Below are 12524 nucleotides of genomic sequence, written 5' to 3' on the forward strand. Positions count from 1 at the left end.
TCATAAAGCTCCAGTCCTGCCTGCTCACCGAGTAGTTTCATGCTTTCCACCGAGTGAAGGAAAAATTCTACAATGGCCTGACCTTCCACCGCGTCATCCCCGGCTTCATGGCGCAGGGTGGGGACCCCAAGGGCAGCGGGCAGGGCGGGTCAAACCTGCCCAATGTGACCGCCGAATTCAGCACGTTGCCACACATGCGCGGAGTTCTGGCGATGGCGAGGACCCAGGAAGATCTCAACGGCGGCAACAGCCAGTTTTTCATCATGTTGTCGGCCGGTACCTCGCTCGATCACAAATATACCATTTTCGGCCGCGTCATTTCCGGGATGCAATTTGTCGACGGGATCGCGCCCGGCGAACCGCCGGAAGCGCCGACCAAGATGGTGCGGGTGTGGATCGACGGGCCATTGCCGCCGCCACCCGCAGCGGCCTCGCCGCCGGCCGCGGAGGCGACACCGCCCGCCGGCTGATGGACGTCGCTTACTTCGACTTCGACCTGCCTAATGACCGGATCGCGCTGAGGCCAGCGCGGCCGCGCGATTCGGCGCGCATGCTGCTGGTCGATGGCGATGCGATTGCCGACCGGGTCATGCTCGACCTGCCGTCGTTGCTCAGCCCCGACGACGTGCTGGTGTTCAACGACACCAAGGTCATCCCCGCGCAGCTCGAGGGCTCGCGCGGCGCTTCTGTGGACGGCCTGACAAGCAGGCCTGGGGCCCGCATCGGCGCAACCTTGCACAAACGCGAAGGGCTGCGCAGCTGGTGGGCGTTCGTCCGCAATGCCAAGCGAGTGCGCAATGGCGACGTCGTCGACTTCGGTGGTGGCGTCTTCGCGACGGCGGTACAACGTGATGATGCCGGCGCGATCCTGTTCACCTTTCACGGCGACGAACCGGTCGAGCTATTGCTTGAGCGTGCCGGGCAAATGCCGCTGCCACCCTATATCGCGTCGAAACGCCCGACCGATGCCGATGATGCGGCCGACTATCAGACCATGTTCGCCCGCGAAGCCGGTGCAGTTGCGGCACCGACCGCCGCACTTCACTTCACCGATCAGCTGGTCGCGGCGATCGACGCGCGAGGAATTGCCCGCGAGACGCTGACGCTTCACGTCGGCGCGGGGACGTTCCTGCCGGTCAAGGTCGATGACACTGCCGAGCATCGGATGCATTCCGAATGGGGCCGGATCGACGCTGCTACCGCGAACCGCCTCAACGCGGCCCGGGCAGAGGGTGGACGACTGATCGCGGTCGGGACGACGTCCCTTCGCTTGATCGAAAGCGCCGCGGCGGACGACGGCACGATCCACCCGTTCGACGGTGACACTGCCATCTTCATCACGCCCGGCTATCGCTTCAAGGCAGTCGACGGGCTGCTGACGAATTTCCATCTGCCCAGGTCGACCTTGTTCATGCTGGTGTCGGCGCTGATGGGGCTCGACGTGATGAAGTCGGCCTACGCCCATGCGATCGCAGGCGGCTACCGGTTCTACTCCTACGGCGATGGATCGCTGTTGCTGCCTCAGCGCGGGAAGTAATCTGCGCCGCGGATCCAGCGCGTCGCAAGCCATTTCTCCCCCGACGTGATTGGCAGACCAGCGTGGATCATCCGCATGTCGGGCATGTTGTCGGCGTCGAGATTGTGGAAGATCAGCAGATCGCCGACCCCGCCGCGAACCGTAATGCCCAGTTCGGGAAAATGCGTCTCGCCGCCTTCGTACGCGTCGTTGAGATAAAGCAACGCCGTGGCGATCCGCCGTTGTTCGATCGGCCCGAAAGCATGGGCATCATGGTGCGGGCGATATTGCTGGCCGGGCGCATAGCGCAGGATGTGCAGCGGCTCCCCCCAAGTCGCTTGCGTGCCGCTGGCAGCGGCGATGGTGCGGTTGATTGCCTGGATCACGAGGTCCTCGGTCATCGGCGCGATCACCATATTGTCGCTGTCACGGTGCGGGTCGCGCATGCCTTTGCCGGTGGTGGCATAGATCATCGCCGGCTCGAGCCACGGCTGCGCGAGCAATTGGAGGTAACGGCACTCCGCAGCACTGAAGAGCCCGAGGATCAGCTCGATATGCGGATCGGCGGAGATCAAGCGGCGCTCTGCAGTGGCCAGCGTCGCCTCGCATTGGAGATGGTCGAGGAACGCCAGCTGAACCGCGACGAACCGGTCGGTCGCGGCAAGCGCCTGCAACATCGCCAGCGCCTTTGCCGGGTCAGGCGCGCAGCCGATACCAGCGGCGGTGAAATAAGCTGCAGTACGAAGCGCGTCGGGCTGGCCCTGCTCAGCCGCCTTGGCAATCCAGCGACGGGCCTGCTCCAGATCGACCGGCCCCGCCATCCCGCGAAGGCTCAGTTCACCCGCCTTGTTCTGCGCATCGGCATCGCCAGCCTCGGCCATCGCGAGCATTGCCGCAGCGGCACTCGTATCGCGCTTGCCGAGGCGCTGGGCCAGATGGTGGAAAGCGGTCGAGGACATTATAACGCTTCTACCTCAGCCCGCGAAATAGCTCCACAGCAGTCGCGCGGTCAGCCCGAGCGATAGCACGACCAGCAACGGCCGGATCACCTTTGCACCGAACCGCATCGCGGTGTGGCTGCCGATCCACCCGCCGAGCATTGCCCCCGCTGCCATGCTGAACCCGAGCAGCCACAACATCTTGCCGCCGATCGCGAACAGCAGGACCGCGGCGACGTTACTGGTCAGGTTGAACAATTTGGTCAGCGCGGTGGCGCGGGTGAGCCCGAGGCCGCGAAGACCGACTAAAGTGGTGGTGAAGAAACTGCCTGTGCCGGGGCCGAAGAAGCCGTCATAGAAACCGATCGCCGCGCCGATTGGGGAATAGCTTTTGGCGCTGACCCGCTCATGCGCATCCTCGTCGCTCATTCGCGGGCTGAACAGCACGTAAGCGGCGACGGCGAGCAGCAGCAACGGAATGACCAATGTCAGCGCCTTCGAGCTGACCGACTGGACGACAATCACCCCCGCGCCCGACGCAAGGAAGATCAGCACAATCGACACCCAGTTCGACCGCCAGTCGACCAGTCCCTTGCGCGCATAATTGGCGCAGGCGGTGGCGGTTCCGAACATCGACTGGAGTTTGTTCGTCGCCAGTGCATTGATCGGTGGCACCCCTGCGAACAGCAACGCCGGCATCATGATCAACCCGCCACCACCGGCGATGGAGTCGATGAAGCCGGCGAGCACCGCGACCGAAGTGAGAATTGGATAGAGCCATGGATCAATCATCCCTGCCTCCTAGCGGTGCCGGATGCGAGCCGCTAGGACGCCCGCCGATGACCAGATTTGCCTTCACGATTTCCGCCACTGACGGCGCCGCGCGCACTGGTGCGATCACGATGCAGCGCGGCGAGATCCGCACCCCGGCGTTCATGCCGGTGGGAACGGCGGCGACGGTCAAGGCGATCAAGCCAGAGGGCGTGCGGGCGAGCGGGGCCGACATCCTGCTCGGCAATACTTATCATCTTATGCTCCGCCCCGGCGCCGAGCGGGTGGCGAAACTGGGCGGGCTGCACAAGTTCATGAATTGGGATCGGCCGATCCTGACCGACAGCGGCGGCTATCAGGTGATGAGCTTAAGCGAACTCACCAAGGTCACGGATGAGGGCGTGTCGTTCAAGAGCCATCTCGATGGGTCGCGCCATCTGCTCAGCCCCGAACGGTCGATCGAGGTCCAGCGGCTACTTGGCAGTGACATCATCATGCAATTCGACGAACTGGTCCGCCCCGACGTCCCCGAGCCCAAGCAGCGTGAAGCGATGGAGCGCTCGATCCGCTGGGCGCGCCGGTCGCGCGACGAGTTTGACCGCGGCGGCGAGCATGCCGCCCGCGCGGCGATCTTCGGTATTCAGCAGGGCGTGCTCGATGAGGGCATGCGCAAGGCGTCGGCCGACGCGCTGATCGATATCGGCTTCGATGGCTATGCGGTCGGCGGACTGGCAGTGGGGGAAGGGCAGCAAGCGATGCTCGCCTGCCTCGACTTCGCACCGGGTCAATTGCCCGCCGACAAACCGCGATACCTGATGGGGGTCGGCAAGCCCGACGACATTGTCGAGGCGGTGCGGCGTGGGATCGACATGTTCGACTGCGTGCTGCCGACGCGGTCGGGGCGGACCGGGCAGGCGTTCACCGCCGACGGACCGATCAACATCCGCAATGCCAAATTCGCCGAGGATGAAGCGCCGATCGAGGCGGATTGCGGCTGCCCGAGCTGCGCCGATTACAGCCGCGCCTATGTTCACCATCTGGTGCGGTCAGGCGAAATCCTCGGCTCGATGCTGATGACCGAGCATAACCTCTGGTTCTACCAGCGGCTGATGCAAGGCCTGCGCGATGCCATCAGCGAGCGCCGGTTCGAGGACCACGCGAAGGCGTTCCTCGACCAATATCGCAAGCGTTAGTCGCCTGAGGAACCGAAGCCGACCGACAGGAAGCCGGGCATCGGGCCGTTCCACGCATCGTCTTCCTCGACCTTGGGCAAGGGCTTGGCAGCCTTCGGCGCGGGTGCGGGCTTGGGCGCGGGATTAGGGCGACGCTCTTCACGAACCGGCTCGGGACGGCGTTCTTCGCGGGCTGGCTCGGGACGCTTCTCGCGGGCGGCGGGCGCTGGCTTGGCCTTGGGCGCGCGGTCGCGGCGGGGGGCTTCGGCCTCAACCTCGGCGGCAGGTTCGGCCGCGGCTTCGCCAGCGCCGAAGCGACCGAGCTTCATGCCGGTGAGCTTCTCGATATTCGCCACTGCTTCACCGTCAGCGGACGTCGCCAGCGTGTAAGCGATCCCGGTCATCCCGGCGCGGCCGGTGCGGCCGATGCGGTGGATGTAATCGTCGGGCTGCCACGGCACGTCGAAGTTGATGACGTGGCTGACGCCCTTCACATCGAGCCCGCGCGCCGCGACGTCGGACGCGACCAGCACGGTGACGTCGCCAGTCTTGAAGCGGTCGAATTCGGCGATCCGGCTCGACTGGTCCATGTCACCCTGGATCTGGCCGACGGCGAAACCCGAGCGCTTGAGGCTGGTGTAGACCTCGCGGACGGTGACCTTCTTGTTGCAGAAGATGATCGCATTCTTGAAGCCCGGCTCGCGCAGGATGCTGCGCACCGCGTCGCGCTTTTTGGGGCCACTGGTGATGACCAGTTTCTGTTCGATATTGACGTTGGCCGTGGCCGGGCGGGCGACCTCGATCGTCTTGGGATCGTTGAGGAATTTGTCGGCCAGTTTCTTGATCGGCGGCGGCATGGTAGCCGAGAACAGCAAAGTCTGCCGACCGCGCGGGAGCTTGGAGCAGATTTCCTCGATATCGGGGATGAACCCCATGTCGAGCATCCGGTCGGCTTCGTCGATCACCAGCAAATTGCAATCGTTGAGCATGATCTTGCCGCGGCTGAACAAATCCATCAGCCGGCCCGGCGTGGCGATGAGGACGTCAACGCCCTTTTCGAGCGCCTTGACCTGGTCGCCCATCTGGACGCCGCCGATGAGCAGGGCCATAGAGAGCTTGTGGTTCTTGCCATATTTGACGAAATTTTCGGCGACCTGGGCGGCAAGCTCGCGGGTCGGCTCGAGGATCAACGATCGCGGCATGCGGGCGCGGGTGCGGCCCTCGGCGAGGATGTCGATCATCGGCAGGACGAAGCCGGCGGTCTTGCCGGTGCCGGTCTGGGCGATGCCGACCAAATCGCGGCCCATCAATGCGGAGGGGATGACGCCCTTCTGGATCGGGGTGGGGATGTCATAGCCACTGTCCGCAACAGCGGCGAGCAATGGGTCGGAAAGGCCGAGATCGGCAAAACTCATGAAAAATCCGGTGTGAAAAAGGCCAGTCGCGAACCGTCGCGCAGCACCACGGGTGCGATGGGCGAAGGGGCCGCGAAAGTCAAGGTTGAGGGGGTGGGCGCGGAGAGGGAGGGGCACCGATAAAGCCACAAAGGTCGCAAAAGACCCATGGTCAGCGACCATTTTTCCTATTTTCCCTAGAAATCTGCCGATCGCGTTTAGGATATGCTGCAATTTCGCCTGAAAACCGAACGAAGACACGCCCGAATTGCCCCCAATCGCGGCTTCGCGACAGATTTCGGTGCTTGAACCAACAGCATGAAAGAGCCAGCACAATCGAGTCGTGCGGCCATTACGCTGGCAGACGAAATCCTACATTGAAAGCGGCTTTCAGGAGCGGCGCTTGATTTTGCTAATGTCCGCTTTCGACCCATTGCGGACATTCCAGTCAGCCCATCGACACGGCCGCGAATTGCCGGAAACCGACTGTCCAACATCAGTTTGACTTCACCGGACTGTAAACGTTCGGCGCATGGCCAACTTGGTATGGCCTGAAGCGCAGGCGCTTCCCGAACGATCCTCCAACGAGATCGCTATTTCCTTGGTGACGTGCTAAGTCGCCGGCATCACCTGCACTTTCCGCAAGCATCCTGTGACAGAGGGTCATCGTGCCCCCGCTTGCCCACGCAAGGTCGACCCCATGGAACAGACTTACTGGCTCAAGCGCAAGCGCTCCTCGCTCGCCAAGGCCCGGACCGCGACCAATTCCGGGGCGCGATTGATCCACTTCGATCTCGCCGGTCGCTACAGCGTCAAGGCGGCCCACGCCGCGCCATTGCGCGAGGAGGCCGACAATGACCAATAAGATCCTTGTGCCCGACGCCAGGGCCCTTGCCGAAGAGCATGACGCCGAGCCCGCGATCCACCATCAGCCCGAGGGCTTTTCAGACCGGTTCGCCTTGAGCTTCACCAAGTTGCTGCGCTTCTGTGCCGATACGTTTTTCGCCAAACGCTACGGCCACCGCGCGATCGTGCTGGAAACCGTCGCGGCGGTGCCGGGCATGGTCGGCGCGATGTTCACCCATCTCAGTTCGCTGCGCCGGATGAAGGATGACGAGGGCTGGATTCGCACCCTGCTCGAAGAAGCGGAGAATGAGCGGATGCATCTGATGACGTTCATCGAGATCGCCAAGCCGACCCTGTTCGAGCGGCTGGTGATCCTGATGGCGCAGTGGGTGTTCCTCGTCCTGTTCTCGATCCTCTATTTGTTCTCGTCAAAAACTGCACATCGCGTGGTCGGCTATTTCGAGGAGGAAGCGGTGATCAGCTACACGCTCTACCTCAAGGAAATCGACGACGGCCGCTCGCCCAACGTGCCGGCCCCGGCGATCGCACGCCATTACTGGAAGATGGCCGACGACGCGACGTTGCGCGATGTTGTGTTGCTGGTGCGTGCCGACGAAGCGCATCATCGCGACGTCAATCACGGATATTCGAGCAAGATTGGCGGCACTAGGATTGAGCGAGCGATCGCGGCGCCTTATCCCGTGCATGCGGACGATATTCGGGTGAATGCGTGATGGATCAGGAATGACAGCGGCGCGTGAGCGATGAAGCCGAAGCTGCTAACGACCCTCCCGGCATATACATCCCGGCTATTAGCAGCCGACGTCATCGCAGGAATAACCGTCGCGATGGTTGCTCTGCCGCTAAGTATCGCGATCGCGATTGCATCAGGCGCGCCGCCGGCCGCCGGCTTGGTCACGGCGGTGATTGGCGGACTGATCGTCTCGGCTCTTGGAGGCAGTCGTGTCCAAATCGGCGGACCAACCGGTGCCTTCATCGTCGTCGTCTACGGGATCATCCAGCAATTCGGGTTCGACGGATTGCTACTCGCTACTTTGATGGCCGGCTTGATCCTGATCATCGGGGCGGTGGTGCAAGCGGGCCGGCTGATCGCGTTGATCCCGGAGCCTGTCATCGAAGGGTTCACGATCGGGATCGCGGTGATCATCGCGGTCAGTCAATTGAAAGATCTACTTGGCGAATCCATTGCCCAAATGCCCGCTGAGTTCGTAGATATTGTTCCTGTATTATGGTCCGCAAGAGGGACGATTAACGTGGCTGCGCTTGCCATCGGTCTTGCCACCATCGTGCTGATCCTAATGTTGCGGCGGTGGACGCCGCGGATTCCGGGCTCAATCCTCGCAATCGCAATCGCGTCTGGCGCGGTGGCGCTGCTGGCGCTTCCAGTTGACACATTGCACTCACGATTCGGCAGCCTTCCCAATGGCATTCCGATGATCGCCCTGCCGCCGATGAGTACGGAGCTATTGATCGCACTGCTCCCCTCGGCACTCGTGATAGCATTCCTAGCCGGAGTGGAATCCCTGTTGTCGGCGGTGGTCGCCGACCGGATGATAGGCGGCGCCCATCGCTCCAACGCTGAATTGCTGGCACAAGGCGCGGCGAACATTGCGTCGCCCTTGTTCGGAGGCTTGCCGGTGACCGGCGCGATTGCTCGGACCGCGACCAATGTCCGCGCTGGCGGACGGACCCCGATTGCCGGGATCGTCCACGCGCTAACCATCTTAGTGGTGATCGTCGCCGCTGCGCCGTTGGCGGCATATCTCACCATGCCGGCCCTAGCGGGGTTGTTGATCGTAACGGCGTGGACGATGAGCGAACCGGATCGATGGCCAGAGCGCCTGAGGGCGAGCGCGAGCGACCGGATATTGCTGTTTCTGACATTTGGTCTGACCGTGCTGAGTAGCCTTACCGTGGCGATTGCCATCGGCACCGCGTTGGGACTCGCGATACAATTGCAGAAGCGCATTCTTGCATCTGATTCGTGTCCATAGCCACGTAGCGATAGCTGTCCCGGCACCCGCTTTCGAGCGTCTAGAACTCCGGTCTCAATGATGGATACGGTCGCAGATCGGACCTCCAGATCGATTTGAGTGAATGTCTGCTTGCCACCCCTTGCGGACATTGGCTCGGTCGCCGTCGCTTCGCCCCAACGATCAACCGTTGGCACCGGCATCCTGAGCCGCTCGATCCGGTAATTGCCGCGCCGCCGGTGATCGCAAGGCGGGCGAAATCCTGCATTGGACGGCGGATCGGCGGCGCGCTGGCGATTGGGTTCGACCGCGGCGGCGTGCGTGCTAGTTGGGGTTGTGGGTGACGGTTTGGTCTTTGGCTGGCGGACGGCGGTGCTGGCGGTGGCGTTTGCCCAGCTGGCGTTGCTGGCGTGGGCGCTGACCCGTTCGCTGCGCAATATCGTCGCCAATCGAACGCTTGCGCTGTTGCTGGTCGTTTTGGCGGGGATGATTACGCCGTGGATGATCGGGTTTGCCGGATTTTACGACCGCTGGCGGTGGCTGTCATTTGCGCCATTCGCAATTTCGCTGGCGGTTGCGCCGCTGGCGTATCTGTATGTGTTTGCGATGGTCAACGGTCGCTGGCCGGTCGCGGCATGGCGTCATCTTGTCCCGGCGGCGGTGCAATTCGCTTATCTGAGCGGCGCGTTCATCCTGTTGCGTCAACCGTATAAGAATGCGTGGCTGGCGACCGCCGGCCCGGCCTATGAAATCATCATCAATGCCGGCATCGTCGTCGGATTGGCGGGCTATGGCCTGGCCAGCCGGTCGCTGATCCACAAATATCGCGAATTGCTGCGCGGCCAGCGGAGCGACGATCACCGCTTTGCGCTGGCCTGGCTGGAGCGGGCCGTCGGTGCGCTGTTCGTGCTGCTCGCAATCTGGGCGGTTTACGGCCTGTGGGACCTGGTCAGTCCGCTTGGCTATCGCGGCCTGATGGGCCTGTACCTGGCGATCGCCGCCTTCGCCTTGTTCATTGGGATCGAAGGGTGGCGCCATGCGGCAATGCCATTTCCGACCATCCGCGAGCTTGATGTGCCGACTGTATCGGCGCGAGACTGGACGTCGAAAGCGGCCGAATGGGCGACGCAGGTGCGCGATCAACGGCTGTTCGCCGACCCTGAACTCAGCGTCCCGCGACTGGCCCGCATATTGGGCACCAACAGCGCCTATGTTTCCCGCGCCTTCAACGAGGGGATGGGCGAAAGCTTTTCGGCGTTCATCAATCGACTGCGGTCGGAGGAGGTTGCCGCGCGGCTTCGGACCGATGGGCAAGGCGATCTGCTGGGCCTGGCGCTGGACAGCGGGTTCAGTTCGAAAGCCAGTTTCAACCGCGCGTTTCGAGCGACGTTTGGCTGCAGCCCGTCGACCTTTCGTCGGCGCGACGGATCAAATTGAGAATAATCGATCAAGTTTGCAAATTGAGGCGACCCGTCGAGCCGATGAGGCCAGCAAAGCGGCCATGACCATGACCCTCACACGACGAAGCTTGCTCGCGGTCGGCGGCGCCGCAGCCCTGCTTCCCCATCGGTCGCTGCGCGCGGCGGCATCGACCGGCGAGCTCAGGCAGGACGTTGATATCGTCCGGCGCGTGCTGGCGCTGCACCCCGGCGTCTATCGTTACCAGTCCCCCAAGATGTTGGAGAGGCGGCTGCGCTTGCTCGAACGGGATTATGCGCGCGAGTCCGGTCTCGACCACCAATTCCTCATCTTGTCGAAATTTCTCGCCGAGATTCGCTGCGGCCATACGCACTGCAACCCGTATAATCAGAAAAGAGCGGTGGCGGCCGCATTGTTCGAGCGCAATACGCGGCTGCCGTTCGAGTTTGACTGGATCGACGGGCGAATGGTGGTGCTCGCGAACCGCAGCGGGCAGGCGGCCTTGCCGCGCGGGACCGAGATCGTGTCGATCAATGGCGAAAGAGCGAGCGACTTGCTCAGGCGGCTGGTGGCCTTTTCGCGCGCCGACGGCGGTAACGACGGCAAGCGCATCCAGCAAATGGCGATGCGTAACACCGACCGGCTGGAGACGTTCGACATTTTCCAGGGGCTGATCCGACCGCCGCAAGATGGCGTATTCCGGATCGGCTACCGCACCCCGGCAGGAACCAGCGGCATAGTCGAACTGGCGGCGCTGACCCCGGCCCAGCGAAGCGCAAACCGCCATACGATCGAGACCAATGGCACGTCCGAGCCGTTCTGGACCTGGGAGATGCGGGACGGGGTCGCGATCCTGACCATGCCGAGCTGGGTGATGTATAACAGCAAATGGAAGTGGGAGGCTTGGCTCGACGATAGATTGGCGAGCTTGACCGGTGCCAAGGGCCTGATCATCGATTTGCGCGACAATGAAGGCGGCAACGAATGCGGCAATGCGATCTTTGCCCGACTGACCACCAAGGACATGCAATTCGAGGGTTATCGCCAATTGGTCCGGTATCGTCGAACCCCGAAGGAGCTCGACCCTTATCTCGATACGTGGGACGACAGTTTCCGCACCATTGGTGAACAAGCCGCCGACCTCGGCAACGGCTTTTTCGCGCTGGGCACCGAGGGCAGCGACCTGATTGCGGCCAAGGGGCCACGGATCGACCTGCCGGTGGCGGCGCTGATCGGGCCGACGTGCAGTTCGGCCACTTTTTCTTTCGCTCGCCGGGCGCGGGAATCGAAACTGGTGCGCTTGTTCGGCGAGCAAAGCGGGGGGAATTTGCGCGGCATCAACGGCAATGGCTATTTCTTTGTCCGACTGCCCGGCAGCAACCTTGAGTTCGATATCCCGATCATCGGCAATTTCGCGGTAACGCCGCAACCCGATCGCGGAGTCCTGCCCGACGTAATGGTTCGCCCGACGATCAGGGATATCGCCGCAGGGCGTGACCGGTGCATGGAATCAGCGGAACGCTGGATTCGATCCTGAACCTTGCGCTTGTTCAGTAGCGCGCGGTGAAGCGGAAAGTTACTGTGCGCGGGGCGCCGTAATAGACGGTGCGGATGCTGCCAACCGAAGAGAATTCCTGCGCGTCGGTCTTGTAGGCGCGGTTCGACAGATTGTTGCCATACAAGCCGAACGCGAAATGCTTGCCCGAGGTCTCGTAGACGATGCGCGCGTCGTGCATCCAATAAGCGCCCTGGAACAGCCCGGCGATCTCGGTCCGGCTGTTAGTCAGCGTGTTGTCGACCGCCAGCGCGGTGCGCGATTTGTAGCGCGTCTGGGCGCCGATCGTGATGCCCCCGGCAGTGCCGAGGTCGACCGCATATTGCGCGCCGAACCGGGCCGTCCACTTGGGTGCGAAGGCTGGAGTCTGGAACGCGCGGCTGCCCCCGGATGCGGCGAACCGAACGTCGTCAAATTCCTTATATTCGGCATCGAGATAGCCGATCTGGGTATCCAGCAGCAGCCCGGTCAGCGGAGTCCAGGCGGCTTCGAGTTCGGCCCCGTTGATGCGCAGCTTGCCGGCGTTGAGGACCGATAATTTGGGCGACGGGATACCGGTGATGAGATCGTCTTCAATGCCCGACACGCGGGCTTGGAAGTCCTTGTATGTGGTGGTGAACACCGACCCGTTGAGCGTCAGCTGGCCGGCGATCCGGCTTTTGAATCCGGCCTCATAGGACAAGGCCTTTTCAGGATCATATTCGGTCGATTCGCTGGCGCTATTGGCGCGGCCGTTGAACCCGCCCGATTTGAACCCCTTGGCGACGCGGGCGTAGAGCATCAGGTTGGACAGGGCCTGCCAGTCGATGCTGGCCATCGGTGAGGTGTCGGTCCATTTGCCGCGCGGCGGGGTGAAGACATAGGTTGAGTTGAAGCTCGGCAGCAGCGAGAAAAAGGTGCTGGTCGTGCGGAAATAATC

General features: G+C 62.7%; 12 protein-coding genes. 8 read left to right on the forward strand and 4 right to left on the reverse strand.

Features of this window, described 5'->3' with window-relative positions:
- The first annotated feature begins 53 nt into the window (after positions 1 to 53).
- Both RMN73_RS03185 and queA read left to right on the forward strand, forming a co-directional pair.
- Entirely contained in the window at positions 54 to 470 is a 417-nt protein-coding gene (locus tag RMN73_RS03185; RefSeq protein ID WP_309601871.1) for a peptidylprolyl isomerase, read from the forward strand.
- Positions 470 to 1537 (forward strand): tRNA preQ1(34) S-adenosylmethionine ribosyltransferase-isomerase QueA, encoded by a 1068-nt coding sequence (gene queA, locus RMN73_RS03190; RefSeq protein ID WP_309601882.1) that lies wholly within the window; start codon positions 470 to 472, stop codon positions 1535 to 1537. The genes RMN73_RS03185 and queA overlap by 1 nt, the downstream gene beginning before the upstream one ends.
- Here the strand turns inward: queA and RMN73_RS03195 are convergent.
- Together RMN73_RS03195 and RMN73_RS03200 are read right to left on the reverse strand one after the other, a co-directional pair.
- Positions 1522 to 2475, reverse strand: a complete 954-nt coding sequence (locus RMN73_RS03195; RefSeq protein ID WP_309601872.1) for a 2OG-Fe(II) oxygenase — start codon at positions 2473 to 2475, stop codon at positions 1522 to 1524. The genes queA and RMN73_RS03195 overlap by 16 nt on opposite strands.
- Positions 2476 to 2490: 15 nt before the next feature.
- Positions 2491 to 3246: a TSUP family transporter gene (locus RMN73_RS03200; protein ID WP_309601873.1), complete on the reverse strand. Its 756-nt coding sequence runs from the start codon at positions 3244 to 3246 to the stop codon at positions 2491 to 2493.
- A gap of 47 nt (positions 3247 to 3293) precedes the next feature.
- Here RMN73_RS03200 and tgt point away from each other — a divergent pair, with 47 nt between their 5' ends.
- Positions 3294 to 4418 carry a tRNA guanosine(34) transglycosylase Tgt gene (gene tgt / locus RMN73_RS03205; protein WP_309601874.1) on the forward strand — a complete coding sequence of 375 codons (1125 nt, stop codon included), beginning with the start codon at positions 3294 to 3296 and terminating at the stop codon, positions 4416 to 4418.
- On the opposite strand, the gene RMN73_RS03210 is transcribed toward tgt, so the two are convergent.
- Entirely contained in the window at positions 4415 to 5812 is a 1398-nt protein-coding gene (locus tag RMN73_RS03210) for a DEAD/DEAH box helicase (protein ID WP_309601875.1), read from the reverse strand. The two genes, tgt and RMN73_RS03210, sit on opposite strands and share 4 nt — an antisense overlap.
- A 679-nt stretch (positions 5813 to 6491) precedes the next feature.
- Here RMN73_RS03210 and RMN73_RS03215 point away from each other — a divergent pair.
- The 5 genes from RMN73_RS03215 (at position 6492) to RMN73_RS03235 (ending at position 11587) form a co-directional block, all read left to right on the forward strand.
- Positions 6492 to 6656, forward strand: coding sequence for a hypothetical protein (locus RMN73_RS03215; protein ID WP_309601876.1), 165 nt, complete (start codon positions 6492 to 6494; stop codon positions 6654 to 6656).
- Complete coding sequence (locus RMN73_RS03220) at positions 6646 to 7371, forward strand: alternative oxidase (RefSeq protein WP_309601877.1); 726 nt, start codon at positions 6646 to 6648, stop codon at positions 7369 to 7371. Before RMN73_RS03215 ends, RMN73_RS03220 begins: the two co-directional genes overlap by 11 nt.
- 30 nt (positions 7372 to 7401) lie before the next feature.
- Positions 7402 to 8652 carry a SulP family inorganic anion transporter gene (locus RMN73_RS03225; protein ID WP_309601878.1) on the forward strand — a complete coding sequence of 417 codons (1251 nt, stop codon included), beginning with the start codon at positions 7402 to 7404 and terminating at the stop codon, positions 8650 to 8652.
- Between the two features lie 315 nt (positions 8653 to 8967).
- Positions 8968 to 10068, forward strand: coding sequence for a helix-turn-helix domain-containing protein (locus RMN73_RS03230; protein ID WP_309601879.1), 1101 nt, complete (start codon positions 8968 to 8970; stop codon positions 10066 to 10068).
- Positions 10069 to 10138: 70 nt separating this feature from the next.
- Complete coding sequence (locus tag RMN73_RS03235) at positions 10139 to 11587, forward strand: S41 family peptidase (protein ID WP_309601880.1); 1449 nt, start codon at positions 10139 to 10141, stop codon at positions 11585 to 11587.
- A 13-nt stretch (positions 11588 to 11600) separates the two neighbouring features.
- On the opposite strand, the gene RMN73_RS03240 is transcribed toward RMN73_RS03235, so the two are convergent.
- Positions 11601 to 12524, reverse strand: a 924-nt coding sequence (locus tag RMN73_RS03240) for a TonB-dependent receptor domain-containing protein (protein WP_309601881.1), incomplete at its 5' end; no start/stop codon positions are given.

Source organism: Sphingomonas sp., from assembly GCF_031372575.1.
Classification (GTDB): Bacteria; Pseudomonadota; Alphaproteobacteria; order Sphingomonadales; family Sphingomonadaceae; genus Sphingomicrobium.